This is a genomic window from Lactiplantibacillus songbeiensis (assembly GCF_005405125.1).
Lineage (GTDB): Bacteria > Bacillota > Bacilli > Lactobacillales > Lactobacillaceae > Lactiplantibacillus > Lactiplantibacillus songbeiensis.
In genome coordinates this window covers 101,229-123,805 of sequence record NZ_BJDL01000003.1, presented here as the reverse complement: position 1 = coordinate 123,805, position 22,577 = coordinate 101,229, and the positions used below count along the sequence as shown (strand labels likewise).

Here is a 22,577-nt window from a genome sequence, read left to right as displayed (position 1 = left end):
GTATCGGTGTCGGTGTCCGAGTCAGTATCCGTATCCGAGTCGGTATCGGTATCAGAATCAGTATCCGTATCTGAGTCGGTATCGGTGTCGGTGTCCGAGTCAGTATCCGTATCCGAGTCGGTATCGGTATCAGAATCAGTATCCGTATCTGAGTCAGTATCCGTATCTGAGTCGGTATCGGTGTCCGAGTCAGTATCCGTATCGGAATCAGTATCCGTATCGGAATCAGTATCCGTATCGGAATCAGTATCTGTATCCGAGTCAGTATCTGTATCCGAGTCAGTATCTGTATCCGAGTCGGTATCCGTGTCGGAATCAGTATCTGTATCAGAATCGGTATCTGTATCAGAATCGGTATCTGTATCGGTATCGTCGCCGTTTTCATTAGCAGCTAGAGCGGCGTAATAACCCGCATCGCCAGCAGCCTTAGCAGCTTTTTCTTTTGCATCCTTGGCAGCACTCGCAGCTTCCTTAGCCTTTTTCGCATGTTCTGCGGCTTCAGAATTATTTCCGGCAGCTTCGGCTGATTTGGCATTTTGACGAGCTTCTTCAGCGGCGGCACTCGCAGCGTTAGCAGCATCAGCTTGACTTTGAGCTTCGGCAGCAGCATCGGCAGCTTGTTGCGCGTAACTAGCAGCTGATTCATTAACACCGGAATACTTGTCAGCAACATCGGCGTACTTGCCAGCCACGGTCGCATAAGAAGTTGCATCGGCAGCATGACCCGCAGTTTCATCGGCCGCTGAACTTGCGGCTTCGGTCTGGATGGCATCAACACCAAGGTAAGCTGTCCCTAAAGTAACCTTTTGATCGCCGTTAGTAATGACCAAATAGTAATAACCAGCTTGGCCAAGTTTAACATCGCTTAATTCTAACTTTCCAGTAGTCGCACCATCAATGGCCGTTCCATCTGATCCATCAGCTTGGGTGGCAAAGTACCATTGATAAGTGACATCACTTTCACTACCAGTTTGAGTGCCGACTGGTTCCCAAACTAAGTTATCACCAGCAGCCAGATTCTGATCACTCAGGCCATTACCAATTGCAATCGTCTTATGAGCACTATATGTTGACCCATCAGCATTCTGGATAGTAACGGTAATGACTACTGAGCCAGATTGAATGGCAGTTAATAACCCAGCATTATCAATCGTGGCAATATCTTCATTACTACTTGACCAGGAAATCTCACCGGTGGCATTACCAGGCTTAGTAACCGCTACAAATTGACTAGTCGCCTTATCGTCTGTGTCATCACCAGCTTGAGTGGTACCATTAACGTTTGAAACGACCACGTAGTCAGCACCACTGATGTCGATACTTGTTGCCGGAATATCATTGTCATAAACATCAACTTCAGCTAAGTTACTTGCAATCTTTTTCGTTGTTATGCCCATATCTGCGTAAACTGAAACCATTTGGAATAAGAGCGTTCCGTGGAAAGTCGGTTTAAATTTCATGGTAATTGCGCTACGTGATGTTTGCGCCACACCAATGGCACTACCACTGTTATTGTTTACTTCACTCACAATATCAAAATAATCGCCCGCTTTTGAAGCCGCCATCCACGTCCCATTAACTTGAACGTACCATGTTGTTGTAACCCCAATTGCAGGTACACCTAAGCCAAGTGATGAGGATCCTGATAAGGTGACCGTTCCACCTTTAGTTGTTGACGTAACCGCGGCCGGTTGTGATGTCATCCCACCACTAACAACTACGCCCCAAATGCTGGTGGAGTCACCCGTATTTTTATCATAGAACGTCGTATTGTTAGAATAGTTAATCGCATTAAGCTCTTCCGCTGCCCCAGCAGTCGCTGCAGTAGCCGCAACGGCGGCATAAGAATCGGCATCAGTATTTGCTTGCTTTGATAAGGCTACATAAGAACTAGCATCCGCGAATTCACCAGCAGCAACCGCAGAAGTCGCTAAGCTCATGTACTTCTTTGCGTTACCAGAAGCCCGCGTTGCTTCAGCTGCGGCACTCAATGTGTCATCAGCATAGCCTTGTAGTGAAGCCACATATGATGACCCTAAACTCGTATTTTGCGTAAACTTAGCCGCTAATGAACTCGCAGCCGCAGCTAACGATGTTCCAGAAGCATTGGCTGCCGTAGCAGCGGTCGCGGCATCTTGTGCCAATGAGTTGTAGTAAACTGATTCAGCATTGACCACCATACTCGTAACCGTGCTAGCAGCACTAGCAGCTAACACTAAGTTATCATTTGCATAGATGGCGTTTAAATCTGCATACTTCATTTGTAATTCGGCACTCTTGTAGTTCAATTCAGCCGCATACGATGCAGCGGCCGCAGCATAGCTACTTGATACCTCAGCAAATGAATTGGCAGTTGATGCGGCGGACTTCGCATCACTTAGATAACCCGCGGTACCACCATTGAAGTCACTCCCACCAGCTGTGTAGGCATTATTAGCATCACTCGCATGTGATGTCGCCGTCGCCGCATCTTTAGCAGCACTGGAAGCAGCAGCCGCGGCAGATTTAGCGTAACTACTTGCTAAATAACTAGCAGCAGCGTCCCCACCATCTTCATCCACCGCAATTCCTAAAGCATCGTTGATGTAACTCATCGCAGCTGAAGCCGCAGAACTGGTCTGCGCCGCTAATGAACTTGCATTGGCCGCATAGCTAGCCGCATCAGCCGCATATGAACTTGCTGACACATAGTCACCGGTATTTTGCATGCTGGCGATTTCGTCACTGGCTGATTTAGCAGCACTCGCAGCTGCGGCAGTTTGCTTGGCATAACTATCAGCTTGTTTATAAGCGGATTTGGCATTGCTATTGGCGAATGTCGCTAAGGACCCGTTTAAGTTCGCGGATGAATTTGCAGTCGCAATCGCATCACTAGCTGCAGCTGCCATTGAATTGGCCGCGGAAGCTTGTTTGGCCGCTAAACTTGCTGAGCTTTCACCTTGTTCTTCGTAGGTTCCGGACGGATTCGTTACAACGACCGTAACAATGTTAGTCGACGCTTCAAATTTACCAGTTCCAATAATCAGTTGACTGTAAGTCCCTGAAGCAAGCGCTTGGAAATAATACGTTCCTGATTGCTGCAACTGATAAGCTAAACTGCCATCGGTACTACCATCACCAAGGCTGGTCCAATTGTGGCGATCAGTCGAGACAAACCAGACAAAGCTCTGAGACTTCACATTTCCCGAATTAGGTGTCACTTTCACTTGGAAATGCGCGTTACCACCGACCGCAACGGTTTCAGTACTGGTTGTTAAAACAGCATCCGCTTTGCTATGCACGTTTTGTTCATTTTCAACATCGGCAATGGCAAATAACTTCGCTAACTCAGCGTTGGTTGCTGCATCTTCAGCGTAACTTCCAGCAGCTTCCATGGCCGTGGCCGCGACCCGTGCTAATGAATTAGCTTCCTTAGGTGTTGCCGCAACGATGGCTGCAGCAGCAGCTGAACTCGCAATACTGTATTGTTCGCTAGCTCCCGTGGCGGCTTGAGCGGCTTGGTCAGCATAGTAACTAGCCTGATTTCCTTCATAGGCTCCCGCTTCAACGGCGGATGAATTAGCATCATTGCTATAAGAACCAGCCGTCGCCGCATCGTTAGCAGCGGATGACGCTGCATCAGTGATTGATGTCGAGTTTGCCGCTTTGGCAGCCGCTTGAGCCGTTGAATTTGCGGTGCTAGCCAAAGCGTTTTGAGCGACCGCAATCGTCATATTATCCGTCACGTTTGAAAAGGCGGTACTCCCAGCTTCATAATCATCGGCAGCCGCGGCTTGAATGGCTGCATCGTAAGCAGCAGAGGCTAAGCCAGCCGCATTGGTTGCTTTAGCAGCCGCAGTTGACGCTTGGGTCGAAGCTGTTGTGGCAGTCGTGTAAGCGTCAGAAACGGCGGTATTGTTTTTATCATATTGCATCGCTAAGTAAGCACTGTTCGCAGCTTCGGCAGCTTCACTGGCCGCAAGATTAGCAGCGGAAGCAGCGGAACTCGCAATCGCATAGTTACTACTTGCTAAGTTAACTAACCCTTGGGTCGCCGCACTGCGAGCTGTTTCGGCTTCAGAAGATGCTCGATCAGCAGCGGATAAAGCGGTAAGTACAGCGTCTGATGCAACTGAACTGGCATTGGCATAATTAACGGCATTTTGAGTTAAGTCACCAGCACCATTTTCGGAAGCATCCAGATACATATTCGCCAAGCTATTGTAGTAGTTAGCCATATCAGCAGCCATTAATGCTTCTTGATATGCTTTTTGAGCGGCACTAGTTGCTGTCTGGGTCTGTAAATTATTAACTAACTTCGCATAACTACTAGCAGTAAGTGCGGCTGAGTTGGCTTTTTCAGCAGCAGCGGCAGCAGCTTGGGCAGCCGAACTATCGGTATTGTCTTTGGCAACGACCTTATAGGTTACCGGTGCGACCGCCGTATCGCGACTCGTATCGGTAATTTCAGCTAAATCTTCTTCCGCAACCGCCATGGTCGTTTCAACTGTGGCTACGCTGCTAACGGTCGTGTTTGTTTGGTCACCGTTTAAACTGTTGGACGCAGTTTCTTCAGAAACGACTGCAACATCGGCATCCGTTGTATCAGTGGTGGTGTCATCAGCCACGTTATCGGTGATTGATTCAGCCGAGCTAGCTTCACTCGAAGCCGCACTGCTGGTTTCATTAGTGGCGACACTGTTATCAGCCTCACTAACTGATGAACTCGCGTCACTAGTACTGTCAGCGTCAGTGGTCGCTGTCGGTTGGTCATCATCGGCCACACTGCTCGTTTCAGAACTGGTCTCAACGCTACTGCTATCAACAGTCGGTTCTGATGAGACACTAGCAGTTGATGAGCTGGTTGCTGATGTTGTTGACGCACTAGTTGCCGTATCATTCGCCGTTGCAGCTGCTAAAGCGGCCGCGGCAGCATAGTCTTGATCCTGAGTCTTATTAGTTGTTGAACTGCTGGTCGCAGCGCTAGTTGCCACTACACTGCTTTCAGCTGCTGAGTCAGTTGTTGTGTCAGCCTTAGCTGATAATTGCAGTGCCCCAGTCAACGCAAAACTAGCCATAGTTGTGAAAACCCATGCCCGGCCAACTTTAAACATCTTATAGTGTAATTTGGGATCGCCTTTAAAAGCCTTATTCCGTAGAAAATTCACGATATATGCCTTCTTTCTTAAACTTTTCCTGTTTGATAAACATACTCAATTCAGTAATTAATGTTCCTGTGTCAAACAATAATGCTCATTCTTTGTTTAGCACGTTAATTATCATTGACATCGCTTATATTATCATTGAAATCAAAATATGGAAACATAAAAAACTTAATTTGTTGCTAGCACTTTCTGATAAAACAATGTGCGAGTCACTTTGTTTGCACAGAAATAAGATGCCGGTATATCAGTGATTATCAGGTAATAATGTAAACTCAAATTAAAATAGCTTTATTTTCATGAAAATAAAAACTACTTCTAACAGGTTATATTGCTGATAAAGCAGCGATAAACTGACGTGATTCGTTTGTTTCGACAGTCAACTATCTTTGTATGTATCTGAATAAGGTGGGTTATCAATGAAACCATTTTTTCAAACATTTCTAAATTTTAATAGTTATTAATAATAGAAAATAATTAACTTTTTATTACTTGAAAAAATTTTTCGAAAAAAGGGCTAATTCATTCTTCAAGTTAAATAACTAAGATAAAGGTCGACTTGCCTCAACCATTGAGACTGCGTCAATGGCATTCAACCGGTCCCATTTTCCCACATTGATAATGCGTAATTGCGATTTACTGAAAATTGGTCGCTATTTTTCGTCATCAAAGTTGTTAGGTAACGAAACTAGCGCTAAATTTTAACCTTTCCAGCTATAAATCATGACTAGTCGAACATGTTCTGCGGACTAGTATTTATTGACAGGATGGCTGTTGATTAGCCACTTGATAGCAGCACCTTGCTGTTTTTACTTATGACCTGATTCAACTTTGACTAGTAACCAAAAAATCCTGTTAAAAACTAGCGTACTAGTTTTTAACAGGATTTTAGCTATCGCTTTAAGCAATGCTACCTTCGATTGTCTCAATATCGCCGCGACCATCGCGATCAACAATCGCTTCAATTGCCGCTGTCAGGCCACGGACATCATCGGCTAAAGATAACGCCGGTGTATTTGGTCGAGCGGTCACTTGATCTGGTAAGAATGGAATATGGATAAAGCCCGCCTTCAAGTTCGGGAATTCTTTAGCCCGCATGTACTGAACCTGGTACATAATGTGGTTGCAGACATACGTCCCCGCCGTCGTTGAGACCACACTTGGCAGTCCAACAGCGCGAATTGCTTTCGCCATTGCCTTAACCGGTAACTGCGTAAAGTAAGCAGCTTCGCCGTCAGCATGAATCGGTCGGTTCAATGGTTGAAAGCCGGCATTGTCCGCAATCCGACCATCATCGAAGTTAATGGCCACCCGTTCTGGTGTCAATGCATACCGACCACCGGCTTGCCCGACATCTAACACATAGTCCGGTTGTTCTTTGATAATCGCTGCATGGACAACTTCGGCACAGCGGTCAAAAATCGTGGGAATTTCTAGCTTAACGATTGCGGCACCAGCAATTTGGTCGGGCAAGCGTTTGACCGTTTCAATGGCCGGATTAATCTGATCATCACCAAAGGGATCAAAGCCAGTTACTAAAATCTTCATCAAAAGACCTCCAAAAATTAAAATGCTAACACATACATCAAGCCAATCTGAATCACTAACAACACAATCGCAACCGGCGCCTGTTGATTAATGACGCCCAAGTTATCCTTCATTTCCATTAGGGCGACTGGTAGCGAATTAAAGTTAGCTGCCATCGGGGTCATCAACGTGCCACAATACCCCGACGTCATCCCAAGCGCAGCGACCACAACTGGTGCGCCACCTTGCGCCACGACAAATGGAATCCCAATTCCTGCGGTAATGACAGCAAAGGCCGCAAAGCCGTTCCCCATAATCATCGTGAAGACGGCCATGGCAATACAATATAACGCCACTCCTAACAAATGATTACCAACTGGGAACACCCCTGAAATGGCTTTAGCCGTTAACTCACCCACACCGGAAGCCGTAAAGACAGCACCCAACATGGCCAATAATTGTGGCAAGATACCCGCTGTTCCCATCGACCGCACCATTCGTTCACTATCATGATAAGTCATATTGGCATTAGCACGGGTCATCACGGCAGCCGTAATGAGCGCCACGACAGACGAAATGCCAATTCCAATCTGCCCTCCTAATGGCGTGAACTGTGCAATCACGATTGAGAGAATCGCTAAAACCACACTCGGCATGAAGATCCAGCCGCCAAGTCGTTGCGCCGATTTTTCGGCAACTTTTTCATCGATCCCTTTGATATTGCCGGGTTTAATTTGTTTGAATAATGATAACAGGCCCAAGATTAGGATTAAAATACCAATCACCAGATAAGGTAAGAACTTAGCACCGGCGAAGATTACCGCCAGAATCACCCAAAACAATCCAGTTCCGATTCGCGCGGGATTTTCCCGGTCACGAAACGATTCAATTCCGGCAAATAGCATAATCAACCCAATCAGGACATAGAAGACTTCTAGAAAATTAGTTATAAATGTGGTCATTGCTAGTCCTGCTATGCAAAACATGGAGAAATGTAGAAAAACATTACTGATTTCCACATTTAGAAAGATTGCATATTTCCTTTCTTTTATTTTGCTTACTACCGTTATAACGTTGGTATTCCAATATTCCTAGTTAGGAATACTACATTGACCAGCTATGATAGTTTAAGGGCTAAGCCAGCCCCATCGTTTTATATTTTTTAAATCAAAGCTAATAAATTAGCCACGGCGTTTTCGTCGCGCTCAAGTCTAGCCCCACAATGGTAACAGTCATACTCGTTATGTCGAGTACCATGGCGCTGATTACCTCGCAACCCCACTTTTTCTTCACCTTGTTTGATATAGCCGCAAACCGAACAACGTTGTGTTGATGGATAGAGTCGATCTGCTAGGACCAACTTTTTTCCATACCATTGACATTTATAAGTTAGTAGCTGACGGAAATATCCAAACATTGAGCGATGTAAGCCTTTTGATGCGACATGTGTCATCTGCATTTTCTTCACGGCTAAATCTTCAATCACAATCGTATCAAACTGAGTAACCAGTATAGTCGTGAATTTATGCATCAGATCGTGTTGGCAATCGGCAACTTTACGATAGTCTCGTTGCAACTTGTTTTTCGTTGCAAGATAGGCTTTCGTTTTAGTTGCCTGTTTCCCATTAACTTGACGTTTACGTGCCAATTGACGTTGATAGAACTTAATCCGGTTGTACAAGCGCACCAACTTGAGAGGCAGCGTTTTTAACACACCTAACGTATAGTTCAAGTGGCCGACATTCACATCCACGGCTGTCACTTGATTAGTTTTGATTTTCGGTTCAATAGCTACTTCAAAATTCAAGCAAGCCCAATAAATACCATTCTCACAATAAATACTAACGGACTTTAAGATTCCACTTAAATCGACCTGCTTATTGAAGCGAATGTCGTACCAATCTTTGACACCATATGGCTTATCTAACCGTAACTTACCTGCGACTAACTTAGCACGGTCAGTTTTGAAGCCTTGGCGTGGTGCTCGCTTGGATTTGAGCTTTGGCCGTCCCCAATTAGGTTGAGCTTGATCAAAAAAGTTCTGCCAAGCAATTCCTAAATCAGCAACGGTTAATTGTAAGGTCCGAGCTGACAAGCCATATTGCCAGTCAGCTTTGTTTGCCACTAATTCATTGCGAACTAGCCATTGACTAGGTCTAGGATTATCGTCAGCGCTTAAGCAATGGGCTTCGTATAAATCGTTCCAGGTTGCTAGTGCGTTGTTCCAGCAATAGCGTCGATAATTACATAAATTACTGAGAGCTATCTGCATATGACTGTTAGGAGATAATCTGACCTTCTGGGTTCTAATCATGCTAATAAGCACCTCGACAGCGATAAAAGTTAGCGTAAACAATCATTCATTACGTTACTTAATCAATATAGCATAATAACTCAAAACTAATCCTGAATTTACACAATCAATACTTACTTTACAAGATTAATACAAAGGCGGTTTACCATTGTGGTAATAATTTTCATACTATCCAACTCCATGTTTGCTTTCTTTAGATAATATGATCATTTTTCTATAAGACACCATGTTTTACTACATTTTAGCTAACAGTTATCGTCCGCCTGCTTCTTATTGCGCTTAACATTAAATTGCCGGTCAAAACGTATATTGTAGATGGCCGTGATGATAAACGTGATCACCGCCATTGGAATCGAGTACAGGACAATACTGGTTGGCTCAACCGCATGGCCTAGCGACTTCATCGTACTGGCCATTAATAACACGCCCCCAGACGCCACGAATAGGTTCTGAGCGTAGAAGTTACCGAAATTATCGGTCGCTGCTGACCGCGCTTTGATCAAGTCAATCTGCTTCGGCGTTAACTTTTCCCGGGCCCCAGCCGCGGCTTGGACCATTGGACTAATTAGTGGCCGGACGAATTGAACTTGCCCGGATAACGTAATCCCAAAGGCACAAGCGACCTCACGGATCAGTAAATATAAATTCAAAATACGACCCGGTGTTAAATTCTTCAATTTTTTGATGGCGTTGACGGCGGCTTGTTTTAAACCGTGCCGTTCAATAACCCCAATCATCGGTAAGGTTAAGAAGAACAACGAGACGACGCGATTCTCCACAAAACTTTTACCTAGTAACGTTAATAAGTCCGGTACCGAGATACCAGCCACTAAGGCGGTCGCCACCGCCGAAATAATCACGACCGCGATTGTATCAAACTTGAATGCGAAGCCCAAGATGATAATGACGATCCCAATTAGCTTTAGATATTCCATATTACTGCCCCCATTTTAGCCGTCTAATTCATGATAATGATTACTTTTTTATCATTGTAAACGTTTTTAACAGATTAGCATGGCTTCGGACTGACCGTCAAATCCGGTTAAGGGCTGGTTGGTGACCTTAAGCGGTTTGAAAGTCGTTCGGTGACTGGCTTTACGAACATATTTGCGACATAAATAAAAATTATTTCAATATAAAAAAGCTAATCATTACGATTAGCTTTTTTAGTACTATTTAAGTGTGACTGACATCACCGCATCCCCATGTTTAACGGCATGTGGCACGATTGGCTGAACAGTCGTTAATCGACCAGGTTGCGTATAAAATGTAATCACGGCATCGTTGTACCCATGTTGCCGGATCAGATCCCGGTCGAAGGTCAATAACAAATCACCAGCATGGACCGTTTGTCCATCCTGATAATAAGTCGTAAAACCTTCCCCACGGAGATTAACCGTATCAATCCCAGCATGAATAATGGTTTCAAGGCCATTTTCAGAAATAATCCCAAATGTATGCTTCGTCGAGAAGGTGAACTTGATGGTCCCATCAAATGGCGCATAGATGCGGCCGTCGCTCGGTTGAATCGCAAAGCCAGTTCCTGGTAAGCCCGCTTGATCAACCCCATTGTTCACATCCGTTAACGCTAAGACGTCACCATCGACTGGTGCTAAGACCGTTGTCGTAGCTGCATCGGTAGCTGGCATTGCGTCCGTATCACTGATACTCATATCACCATCTGCCAACTTTGCTTGGAGTTCATCAACAATTTCAGCATGACTGGTTTCCGTAATCTTAACTTTGAACATGAAAACCAACAAGGACAGAATCGAGCAAGCTAATGGCAAGTAAAAAGCCAAGCCATTGAACACATTAATGTCATGCGTCGTCATATCTGCGGCGGTCGCACTCCCCGTCATCCCGGCAACTAAGGCAATCGCACCGACAATCCCGTTGGAGAACGCCCCGGTAATCTTGTCTAACATTGGGCGAACCGCTAAGACGACGGCTTCATTACGGTTACCATTCTTTAATTGCCCATATTCGATTGAATCGGTTAATGATAGCACCACAACTAATTGGGCAAAGGTAAAGTTAAATAAAATCAAGCCGATAATCAACAACGTCATATTCGTATGTGCCGTAATAAAGATTAAGTAAGATAAAATCATCGATACTTGACCGACCGCATATAAAACCTTCCGCGGAATGAACCGATTTAAGATTGGGTATAATGGGGCGGTCCCAAAACCAATAATCGTTGCCACGGCTCCGGCAATCCAGAACTCGCCCGGTTGCCCAACTACGAATTTGAAGAGGTAATATAAGACCCCATTTGTGACCACGTACGCCAAAGAATATAACAAGTACGCTAAACTAATCCATAAGATCTGATCATTCTTCGCAATCCCGACGAACACATCTTTAATAGAAGTCTTTTGCTTAGCGGCTTGGCGAATGACGTTGTTCTTTTCTTTCGTCCCAAAGGCCACACATAAAGCGGAAAAGATAGCGACAATCCCAACGATTATCGCAAAGGCTAACCAGCCTTGCGGACCTTGAGTGTGTTTACCAGTCGCCATAAACGTGAAATAAGTGGTGATTGGGACAACGACCATCGTCAAACCATTCCAACCGATTGACCCCGTGAAACTGCCTAACGAGGTGAAGATTCCCCGCGCATGACTATCTTCACTAATCGCCGGTACCATGCCCCAATATGAGACATCGGCTAGGGAGTAGAAAATATCCAACGTGATAAATAAAATGACGAATGCTACCGCGAACAGGACCCAGTTCACTTTCGCAAGTCCAAAGATTCCGGTAAAAATAATGACTAATAAAATCGAACTAACCACACTCCCGATGACTTGCCACGGTTTAAACTTGCCCCAGCGTGTTTCGGTATTATCAACGATATTCCCTAGAATCGGATCAACGACGACTTCTGCTAAACGAATGACGACGACTAACCCAGTAATTAACCCAATCAGCTTGTTGGCAATGCTAACAGGCAAGCCACTAAACATCCCACTCGTCACATACACAATAAAATACGTACTTAAAGCGCCATAAAACGCCGAATGTCCCAAATTACCTAACGCAAAGGCCACGCCCTCATTCACTTGATGCCAAGACAGTTTCTTTTTGGTCACAACTTGTTGATTTGCATTTTCTTCCATCAATTTCACCCCATTAAACTTGACTATTTCGTTGCTACAAAGACCCGCACACCATATGCACCAAGTGTCTGTTCGCCACTAACCGGCTGATTGGCGTTCAACGCATCGGCTAATGGCGCTGTAACGGTTACAGTCGCTGGTTCATGACTAAAGTTAATCACAAAGTAGTACTTGGCATGGTCATTCTCACGACTCTGAATACTAACCGCCGCCGTCGACTTTTGAATTGGCATCGCTGGTACTAAGTTTAAGTCCGCCACAACCCGTTGATAAAAGTCGGCTAAACCAGCATTATCCATCCGTGCCGCCAAATAATACGCGGTGCCTTTTCCTAACTGATGCTTGGTTAAAGCAGCCGTGCCAGCATAGAAATCTTGTTGATACGTGCCCAAGACTTCTGCTGTCTTGACCGTTACCAAGTCACTGTAATCATTGATCTGATACGTCTGTCCAAAAGCTTTGAGTTGGTTATGCTGTTCGGGGTAATACGTGTCCGTTTCCGTCACCGTAACGCCATATACCGCTTGTAAATCTGGTAACCAACCGCCTTGATAAGTTAAGAAATCTCGGTCAACGACACCGGTAATATACGTGCCGACCAGATGACCGCCTTGCGCCACATAAGCTTTTAACTTTGCAGCAAAAACCGTGGTCATCATGAAATGCATCGGATCAATCACGAGGTCAAACGCCGTTAAGTCCGCATCCGTGCCCACTAACTCAACCGGAATATCATGCTGCCAAAAATACTGATACTGGTTTTGAATCGTTTCCCAATAGTGTTTCGTCGCCCCGGCATAATTGCGAGCATCATTTAACGCCCACATATTGTCATAATCAAAGACAATCGCAACTTTAGCAGCCGTTCGGTGAGTATCATGCGCTGCCTGCAACCGTTGTAAGTCATTGCCAACCTGCGTCACATCTTTAAAAGCCCGCGTCTGATCACTCAAATTATTCGTAATCACTGCCCCATGGAACATCTCCGAAGCCCCACGCGATTGATGTAATTGGAAATACATCACTGAATCCGCACCATGCGCGATTTCCTGTAAACTGGCCATTTCATGCATGCCCGGTCGTTTGGCCCGATTGACTGGATGCCAATTGACTTGCGAGGGTGTGTTTTCCATAATTAAATAGTTATCATGCTTCAAACTACGCATCATGTCGTTCATCAAGGCCGTCTTCATCGCAAGATGCGCGGTACTTTCATAGCCGTTACTCCAGTTCGGGTAAGAGTCCCAGCTGACGATATCGACATGCTTAGCAAACTTTTGATAATCTAAATCGGTGAAAACTTCTGATTCTGGCGGATTACCGCCCATAAAGTTCGTGGTAATTGGGATGTTCGGTGTCAACTCGCGTAATGGCTTAATCTCAGCTTCATAAAAATCAATCGTCCGATCCGTGACAAACCGTTTCCAATCTAGGTTTAAGCCCATCACATCGACATCACTGTGTGGGGTTGGCGCCACGATCTGGTTCCAGTCCGTATAGGTATGCGCCCAAAAGCCACTCCAATAAGCGTGATTCAGCCGATCTAGGGTCTGATACTTAGCTTGTAGCCACCGCCGAAATTCGGTTTGGCAAAGGTCACAATAACATTGCCCACCATATTCATTGGAAATATGCCAGAGCACCAGGTTATCGCGATCACCATAACGTTCGGCTAACTTCCGGTTGATCTGTTGGACCTTTTCCCGATAAACTGGCGAAGTGTAACAATGATTATGGCGTTCACCATATTGGTTGCGTTGGCCATTCTCATCGACCCGTAAGACTTCCGGATATTTTTGCGCTAACCATTGAGGCCGTGACCCACTCGGGGTTGCTAAAACGACTTTGGTGTTTTGCGCCGCAGCTCGATCAAAAATATCATCTAACCAGCTAAAGTCGTAATGCCCTTCACTGGGTTCCAACTTGGCCCAAGAAAAAATGCCAAGTGTCACTGCGTTTAATTTAGCTTCTTTGAAGTAGTTAAAATCTTGATCAATAATTTCTGGATGATCAAGCCATTGGTCGGGATTGTAATCACCGCCATGGAGAAAACCATCAATCTTTAAAGGATTCGTCATTAGTAAAATCACTCGCTTTCGTTTTAGTCGCTTGTTTAACTTATTCGATGGCTTAATCATAATGGATTTACAGGCTTTATGAAAGCGGTTTAATAAATTAATTACTAAAAGGTGGTAAACAAGATTTAAACTTGTTTACCACCATTACATCGCTTTACATTCGCAAATGTAAGCGTATTATTTAATTAGGAAAACAATTCAATTTAGTGAATAACCATTTAACTGGCTAAAAAATCAGGATAATTTTAGTAAAACCATTAACTAGGAGGTGGTCGTATGGCAACCATTCGTGAAATTGCCGCTAAAGCTGGCTATTCACCGGCAACAGTCTCAAGATTGTTGAATAACGATCCAACCTTTTCCATTTCAGATACCGCCCGTAAACGAATTCTCAAAACCGCGCAAAGCCTTAATTATCAACAACCAAATGCGACTCGTGGCTTAGCCTATCAAGTCGCCGTCATCTTTGCCGTCCAACCGCAAAAAGAACTGGAAGACGTCTACTATAGTAATTTGCGCCAAAGTATTGTGACGCATGGTGACCAATCAAACCTGAAACTCAGCTTCTATCATAATATCGAAGCCGTCCCACCAGACATCGATGGCTTTATTGCCGTTGGTGAGTTTTCAAAAACAAGCTTACTCGCATTACGGCAATTATCTCCGCATCGGATCTTTGTGGATGCTAATCCTGATCCGCACCACTTCAGTTCGGTACAGCCTAACCTGGAAGCAATCACGGAACGTGCGATTGATTTGTTTAGACAAGGTGACATCGCTCCGATTGGCTTTATCGGTGGTGGCTTTTGGTCTGATAATCAGGCCGGCAGTGTTCATAAGGATGCCCGTCAGAAATACTTTGAAAGTTATTTGCGTGAACTAAATGGTTACGATGACCGTTTTGTCTTTATCGGCAAAGACTTCTCGGTTGCTAGCGGCAAAGCATTGGGTGAACAGATCGTCGCCTCTTTGCAAACTCAGCCATTACCTAAAGGCTTTTTAGTCGCCTCGGATCCATTGGCCGTTGGCGTGTTGCAGGCCTTTAATGAACATAAGATTACCGTACCGTTAGACACGACCATTATCAGTATCAACGATATCGATATTGCTCAATATGTGTCACCGCCACTAACAACCTTCCATATTGATACCGACGAGCTGGGACAGTTAGCGATTAACGCGCTGAAAGAATCCTTGATTTTTGATACTCGGGGCAAACGTAAGATTCTGTTAGATGCTGATTTAGTCTATCGGCAGAGTTTTCCTAAACCTACTGAATAAAACAAGGCGGCCATGCTAAACCGATTTTTCGATTTAGCATGGCCGCCTTTGTTGGACTCTAATCGAAAACGCCGACCAATTGGCCGACGTTTTCCAGAGGTTTATTCAATTAAAGTGGTTAAAAGCTTATTTATGGGCGAAGTAAGCGTGGATCATATGTTTATCAACAGTGATATATTTACCATTCTTCAATTGTAAACGTAACTTACCTTTACTCTTCACGAGTTTCCTAATCTTAAGCATCGTCCCACGTTTGTAGGTTGTGTGCTTACCTTTAAGCGTCTTGCTGTTGTAAGCTGACAAGCCTTTCGCATTGATTACTTTAACCTTGATTGGCTTCTTCGTGTAATCAGCGGAAGTAATATATTTACTGTTTGTGGTAATATACCCAGTCTTACCATACGTCTTAGACCCCTTGTTGATGTCCTTGACTTGGTAACGATTGCCCTTCTTCGTCACAATCTTGAACTGTGCCCACTTGCTTTGTGATTTTGCTGCAAAGAACTTGTAGCGATTCTTCTTGGTAAATTTGGCTTTCTTGTAGAAGCCAAGTTTCTTTTGAGCGTAGACAATCTTGCCTTTTAACTTGTTCTTTTTGGCTGGCTTTTCTTTGTGGGATTCAGATGTTGAGTTTGCAGAAATTGAATCACCAGCACTTGAAGATGTTTGTGCATTACCATTAGCAGATACACTGGGTGTGTTGGTTGAACTATTTGTATCTGGTTTTAGTGTTACTGTATTACCTGTACTTGGTTTATCTGGTTTTGGCGTTGCTGTATTACCTGTTCCTGGTTTATCTGGTTTTGGCGTTGCTGTACTACCTGTACCTGGTTTATCTGGTTTTGGCGTTGCTGTACTACCTGTACCTGGTTTATCTGGTTTTGGCGTTGCTGTACTACCTGTTCCCGGTTTATCTGGTTTTGGCGTTGCTGTACTACCTGTTCCCGGTTTGCTTGGTGCTGGCACTGTCGCATTACCAGTCTTAACATCATTAATTAAATCAGGTAAGATCTCCGTACCCTTATCTGTACCTAACATCGCTTGTTTAATAATTGTTTTAGCTACAGCTCTAGTTTTCCCTGCTTTAAGCATAACAGTTGCCACATTGGCAGTCGGTTGCCCATCGAAACTAAGCGTTAATTTCAAGATGCCGTTATCAACTGACTTTCGTAATACCTTAGTCCCTTCAGGAATCTTAATATCATCAAGACTTTGACCGGCCAAATCAATTTGTGCATCAAAAGTCCGAATTTGGCGATTTCCATTAGCTTTAAACTGTAAATCAAATCTATTTTGACCATTCTTTAAATTAATAGATTCAACTTGACGTTGCTTTTTAGCTAACTCGGTTTGACTGAGAAATGCTGACGGATCAAATACTTTACCAGTCATTGAAACAGGTTGTTGAACCTGTAACGCATTTAGAATCAATGAACTAATATCTGCGTTACTACCACCTTTAATCCGCCTACCTGCATCAACAGTCTCACCGCCAAGCGCTAGAAAGATATTATAATTTGATGGGTCATTTGAATATGGGCCACCATGGCGATGTAGCGCGCCACCATGATCAGCATTAGCAATCACTAGCGTGTCATGAATATGCCCAGTCGCTTCAAGTTTGTCCATCACAGTTTTAAATAACGAATCATACCTTGCATAATGGTTCCAATAGTTATCATTGTACCAACCATGAGCATGTGCTTCGATATCCATTTGATCACTTTGCATATAAACTACGGATGTATCTTTATACTGGTCACTACCAATATAGTCAGCAACATCATCAAAAGATTTGAAAGCACCTGAATGTTGTTTTTCAATAGCTGCATCTGGTTCCATAATACCGTTTAAAAACGGTGCCCATTCCGAAAATGCAGCCATATTCTGAGTAGGCGCAGCTTTTTGTAATACTTTAAATACTGATGGATACTTAGCTTGCTCTTTCCCAAAATCATTAAAGTACTCTAACCCTGCAGATGTATTTGTCATTTTATAATTTTCATCCATATCACCCCACGGGATTCCATGAATCATTGAAGAATAGTTCTGAGCAGAAATGGTTGGTCTAACCGCCTCTGCATCGGTACTCATCGCAAATTTATTTTTGAATAAGTCGATTGTATAAGTGTTCTTTCGCTTAGCTAAAATATCTTTGTCTTCAGTCCAAGTTGGGATTGTCTTATCATCCTTGGCATAATACATCCCTTTAGGATCCCATGGATTACCACCACCATCAGTGGTTAAAACAATCACATGTTTATATGGTTGGATTTTAGCTTCTGCCGCTACTGCCTGCTTGCGTTCTGTCGGTGCCAAGGCGATATCACCAGCCCCGACAATGCCATCACCATTGTAATCATTAATATTTTTAGCATGAATGGTCACATTTTGTTGACCGGCAATAGTCATTTTCGGATTACTAACATCTTTACCATCAACACTTGCTGACACATTTTTTACAGTTAATTTAGTCGTCTCATTCTGGTGACCATTTATTTTAGCCCGCAAATTAATACGTGCTAGCTTCGTTTGACTATATTTCCGCATCTCACTCTTAGAGAGAACCGCACTAGTTTTAACATGTAACACGCCGGCACTCGTCTGCGTCACGGTTGTATTGTTAGATCCTAATAACTGGTCAGCTGAAATAAAATCAAATTTATCTTGATCATATAAAACATCATACTCGAGGTTATTAATATCACCGGCTGTTTGCTGCCGAGTATGCACGTTTAAACTATACTTATGCCCAGCGACAACATCATCTGCCCCAACCAATTGAGTGTCAAATGCTTGAATGACTTCCTTTTCACTCGTTATATCTGCACGAGCAGCTGTACTTAGCTGCTGAACTTCAGCATCTGATAAAACATGATTATAAATTCGAGCAGTCTTAACCTCTCCAATCATGGCTGACTGAACATAGCTAGTATCTTTTCCACTATCCCCACCAATCATAAAATGATTAGCTGAATTGGCTCGTTTGAAGTTCCCACTATTAGTCACACTGCCTACTAACTTACCATTTAAATATAATTTAGTTTTATGATTCTTAAAATCAATAATCCCAACTGCGTGATTCCATTTACCCTGTTTAAAAGTTGAATTAGGCGTCTTGTAACCTTTACCATCATGAGCAAAAAATGTTAACTTACCGTTTTGAATCCCAAGTCCTAGACCACCGCCTTCTTGGTTTGAAAAAATATCTTTTTCACCACTAGTTGGTCCTTCATATTTGAAAAAAGCTTCGAGCGTGACACCATTTTTTATCTCCGTATAATTACTTTCTGTAAATGGTACTACATAACCAGAGTTACCATCAAAACTTGTAACTTTGCCCTTGATGGTTGGATCCGTCACGACTTGCGGTGTTCCTAGCGCAATAACCTCTGGGATTGTCTTTACCCCATCAATCGGATTAGCTTGCGATAAATCAATATCTACAAAAGGTTTTATCGTAGTTTTAGGGTTCGCTACCGAATGACTCTGATACTGTATTGCTGCTGCAAAAGCGGGTGTGGCAGTTGTTAGCAACGATAATGTTGCTGAACATAATGCGATGGTTGTCAACACTCGGGTCTTCAAAATATAATCACTCCGATTTAGTTTTTTATAGACTTACATCTATTGCAATTATTTTACTAAATCAATGTAAATTTTATGAAAAATCAATGTAAACATAAGATGTTATTTACAGCTATAAATATAAAGCTTATGTAAATAAATTACTAAGTGCCCCATCAACCCTATGATTGCACACTAAAAGGAGCCGACTAATTTTGTCGACTCCCTCAATTACAAATTAAAACTGTTATTCTTTACTTTGCAAAATAAGCGTGGATCATGTGTTTATCAACAGTAATATACTTACCGTTCTTCAATTGTAAACGTAGCTCGCCTTTGCTCTTCACAAGTTTCTTAATCTTAAGCATCGTCCCACGTTTATAGGTCTTATGCTTGCCCTTAAGTGTCTTATGACTGTAAGCTGACAGACCTTTGGTATTGATTACTTTAACTTTAATTGGCTTCTCGGTGTAATCTGCTGACGTGACATACTTACGGCTTGCAGTAATATAACCGGTCTTACCATACGTCTTAGACCCCTTGTTGATGTCCTTGACTTGGTAACGATTGCCCTTCTTCGTCACAATCTTGAACTGAGCCCACTTGTTTTGTAACTTAGCTGCGAAGAACTTGTATCGGTTTTTCTTGGTAAATTTGGCTTTCTTGTAGAAACCAACCTTTTTTTGAGCATAAACAATCTTGCCCTTAAGCTTGTTCTTTTTAGCTGGTTTCTTTTTATGAGATTCAGCTGCCACAGTATCTGTATTTGGCTTAGCAGGCTTTGCTGGTTTAATCGTTGCGCTATTACCAGGTGTTGCCGGCGCAGTTATGGCACCACCATTACCAGGAGTGCTTGGAGCTGGCTTGCCTGGTTCCGGTTTTGGTGCTGGCTTATTTGGTTCTGGTTGCTTGGCAGTGGCATCGGTTGTGACATCGGGCAATACTTCCGCCCCTTTATCAGTCCCAATCATTGCTTGCTTGATGGTAACCTTAGCAGCAGATCTAGCCTTACCAGCTTTGAGCGTGACAGTTGCCATATCAGTAGCTGGTTGCTTATCAAAGCTAAGCGTTAGTTTCAAAATGCCATTTTCAACATCTTGGCGTAAGACTTTAGCACCCGCTGGAACGGTTACTTTATCAACTGTCTGACCAGCTAAGTCAATCCGTGTCTCGATCGTTCGAATTTGGCGATTACCATTAGCCTTAAACTGTAAATCAAACTTATTTTGACTATTCTTCAAATTAATTGATTCAACTTGACGATGCTTTTTAACCAATTCAGTTTGGTCAAGGAAGGCTGAGGAGTCAAATACTTTTCCGACCATTGAAGCTGGCTGTTTGATTTGAAGAGCATTCAAAATCAGAGAGCTAATATCAGTATTACTACCACCCTTAAGTCGTCTCCCGGCATCAACCGTTTCACCGCCTAAAGCTAAAAAGATATTATAATTAGATGGGTCTTTTGTGTAAGGCCCACCATGACGTCGTAAAGCCCCACCATGATCCGCATTAGCAATGACTAACGTATCATGAATATGTCCAGTAGCCTCCAACTTGTCCATCAGGGTCTTAAACAATGAGTCATAACGTGCATAGTGGTCCCAATAGTTGTCATTATACCAACCACGAGCATGTCCCTCTATATCCATCTGGTCACTCTGCATGTAAACAAGTGATGTATCCTTAAATTGATCACTACCTACATAATCTGCAACATCATCAAATGACTTAAACGCTCCTGGATTTTCCTTTTCAATTGCAGCATCTGGTTCCATAATACCGTTTAAGAATGGTGCCCATTCAGAAAAAGCAGCTAAGTTTCGCATCGGCGCTTCTTTTTGAAGGACTTTAAATACCGAAGGATACTTAGCTTGTGCTTTACCAAAATCATCGAAGTAATACTGTTTAGCACTCGTATTCGTCATTTTATAACTTTCATCCATAGTTCCCCAAGGAATGCCATGAATCATTGATGAATAGTTTTGTGCAGAAATAGTTGGTTGAACAGCTTGAGCCGTGGTACTCATAGCAAACTGCTTATTAAATAAATCAATCGTATACTTATTTTTTCGCTTAGCTAAAATTTCTGGACTAGTTTCCCAAGTTGGTACTGTCTTTTCATCTTTTGCATAGTACATTCCTTTTGGATCCCATGGATTACCACCACCATCCGTTGTCAGTACAATCACGTGTTTATACGGATGAATCTCAGATTTTTTAGCAATTGCTGCTTTCTTATCAGCTGAAGCTAACGAAATATCGCCAACACCGATAAGTCCATCACGATTTAAATCAGCCGTATCTTTGGCTCTGATAGTTACATTCTGTTCTTGCTTGATATCAAAATCACTTTTAACAGGTTGATTTGCGAAAGTAGCTAACGCATTAGTTATAGCTATCTTTGCCTTAGTATCTTGACCATCGACGGCTTTTGCCCTTAACTTAATTCGCGCTAGTCGTGTTGCCCGATAATCACGCATTTCTTTAGTTGAAAATCTTGCCTTAGAGGTAACTCGCAACGTTGTCTTGCCTTTATCCTGAGCATTACTCATTTTTTGAACAGTTGTCGCATTACCACCTAATGTCTGATCAGCAGCTACAAAATCAAACTTGTTAGCATCAAAAGTGACATCATATTGAATTTGTTCAATATCGCCGGTTTTATCCTGATGCGTGTGTAGATTCAAGTTATAGATATGACCATCAACGGCATCCGTCGCCCCAACTAATTGAGTTGTGAATTTCTGTAACGTCAACTGCATACCCTTGTGTGCTAATATGCTGAGATTTTGTGCCTGTTCACTGGTAATAGCACTATCATAGAGACGGGCTGATTTAATTCTACCAACCATCCCTTTTTCCATGCTCTCATTCTTGGCACTATTTCCCCCAACAATAAAACGATCGTTGGTACCATTATCGCTAAACTTCAACTGACCATCATTCTTCTGCTCATCAACTAGTTGGCCATTAACATATAGACTAGTCGTCTTTTTGTCGGTATCTACCACACCGACGACATGCATCCATTTCCTACCACCCATGACACCTTTAGCAGTCACATTCTTAGTACCATCATGTGCCGTAAAAACAATATTAGCACCATTAAGGCTTAGCCCTAAGCCACCAGCCTCTGTAAGATTAGAAAAAATGGCGTGTTCACCAACAGCTGAGCCCTCATATTTGAACATTGCTTCAATTGAAATCTGCTTTTTGACCTTATTTTGAACTGACTTATCGAAGTTAAAACTATAGCCAGAAGTTCCATTTAATAATGCTTCTTTTCCATCAAAAACTGTTGAATCAACAATGCTAGGGCTGCCTACTGTGGTTAAACCTTTCGAACCATTATTAAAATCAAAACCTACCATAGATTTAGGTACTTCTGCTTTAAAAGTCTGATTAGTCACACTACGGTTACCATCACCCTTAACCTGAATACCAACATGAGGAGTCGCTGCAAGTGCAGGCGTAGCTGTCGTCAGTATAGTTAAAGCCACCGAACATAATGCGACTGTTGTTAATGCTTTAGAATTCAAAATAT

Annotated in this window: 10 protein-coding genes; 1 reads left to right on the top strand and 9 read right to left on the bottom strand. The window is 43.2% G+C overall.

All coding sequences use genetic code 11. The features are described 5' to 3' along the window. From FFM77_RS01210 to FFM77_RS01180, 7 genes are all read right to left on the bottom strand, one after another. Nucleotides 1–5,147, bottom strand: a 5,147-nt coding sequence (locus FFM77_RS01210; RefSeq protein WP_171001531.1) for a KxYKxGKxW signal peptide domain-containing protein, incomplete at its 3' end; no start/stop codon positions are given. A gap of 894 nt (nt 5,148–6,041) precedes the next feature. Then, nucleotides 6,042–6,689, bottom strand: coding sequence for a pyroglutamyl-peptidase I (pcp, locus tag FFM77_RS01205; RefSeq protein WP_137633927.1), 648 nt, complete (start codon nt 6,687–6,689; stop codon nt 6,042–6,044). Nucleotides 6,690–6,706: 17 nt separating this feature from the next. After that, nucleotides 6,707–7,630, bottom strand: a complete 924-nt coding sequence (locus FFM77_RS01200; RefSeq protein ID WP_137633926.1) for a DUF979 domain-containing protein — start codon at nt 7,628–7,630, stop codon at nt 6,707–6,709. 200 nt (nt 7,631–7,830) lie between these two features. Further along, entirely contained in the window at nt 7,831–8,982 is a 1,152-nt protein-coding gene (locus tag FFM77_RS01195; RefSeq protein WP_137633925.1) for an RNA-guided endonuclease InsQ/TnpB family protein, read from the bottom strand. A 245-nt stretch (nt 8,983–9,227) separates the two neighbouring features. Further along, entirely contained in the window at nt 9,228–9,917 is a 690-nt protein-coding gene (locus FFM77_RS01190) for a DUF969 domain-containing protein (RefSeq protein WP_137633924.1), read from the bottom strand. A gap of 237 nt (nt 9,918–10,154) precedes the next feature. Continuing rightward, a complete protein-coding gene (locus FFM77_RS01185; protein WP_137633923.1) occupies nt 10,155–12,107 on the bottom strand; it encodes a sugar MFS transporter in 1,953 nt (650 codons plus the stop codon). A gap of 23 nt (nt 12,108–12,130) precedes the next feature. Next, nucleotides 12,131–14,185 carry a beta-galactosidase gene (locus FFM77_RS01180; protein WP_137633922.1) on the bottom strand — a complete coding sequence of 685 codons (2,055 nt, stop codon included), beginning with the start codon at nt 14,183–14,185 and terminating at the stop codon, nt 12,131–12,133. A gap of 276 nt (nt 14,186–14,461) precedes the next feature. Between FFM77_RS01180 and FFM77_RS01175 the strand changes: the two genes are divergently transcribed. After that, nucleotides 14,462–15,466, top strand: a complete 1,005-nt coding sequence (locus FFM77_RS01175; protein WP_137633921.1) for a LacI family DNA-binding transcriptional regulator — start codon at nt 14,462–14,464, stop codon at nt 15,464–15,466. Nucleotides 15,467–15,592: 126 nt separating this feature from the next. On the opposite strand, the gene FFM77_RS01170 is transcribed toward FFM77_RS01175, so the two are convergent. Continuing rightward, nucleotides 15,593–19,054: a LamG-like jellyroll fold domain-containing protein gene (locus tag FFM77_RS01170; protein ID WP_137633920.1), complete on the bottom strand. Its 3,462-nt coding sequence runs from the start codon at nt 19,052–19,054 to the stop codon at nt 15,593–15,595. 233 nt (nt 19,055–19,287) lie between these two features. Further along, nucleotides 19,288–22,572 (bottom strand): LamG-like jellyroll fold domain-containing protein, encoded by a 3,285-nt coding sequence (locus FFM77_RS01165; protein ID WP_137633919.1) that lies wholly within the window; start codon nt 22,570–22,572, stop codon nt 19,288–19,290. Nucleotides 22,573–22,577 lie beyond the last annotated feature (5 nt).

Excerpts from the sequence above, each read along its gene's own strand:
- pcp (WP_137633927.1), bottom strand. The coding sequence starts at position 6,689 with ATGAAGATTTTAGTAACTGGCTTTGATCCCTTTGGTGATGATCAGATT.
- FFM77_RS01185 (WP_137633923.1), bottom strand. The coding sequence starts at position 12,107 with ATGGAAGAAAATGCAAATCAACAAGTTGTGACCAAAAAGAAACTGTCT.
- FFM77_RS01180 (WP_137633922.1), bottom strand. The coding sequence starts at position 14,185 with ATGACGAATCCTTTAAAGATTGATGGTTTTCTCCATGGCGGTGATTAC.
- FFM77_RS01195 (WP_137633925.1), bottom strand. The coding sequence starts at position 8,982 with ATGATTAGAACCCAGAAGGTCAGATTATCTCCTAACAGTCATATGCAG.
- FFM77_RS01190 (WP_137633924.1), bottom strand. The coding sequence starts at position 9,917 with ATGGAATATCTAAAGCTAATTGGGATCGTCATTATCATCTTGGGCTTC.
- FFM77_RS01175 (WP_137633921.1), top strand. The coding sequence starts at position 14,462 with ATGGCAACCATTCGTGAAATTGCCGCTAAAGCTGGCTATTCACCGGCA.
- FFM77_RS01200 (WP_137633926.1), bottom strand. The coding sequence starts at position 7,630 with ATGACCACATTTATAACTAATTTTCTAGAAGTCTTCTATGTCCTGATT.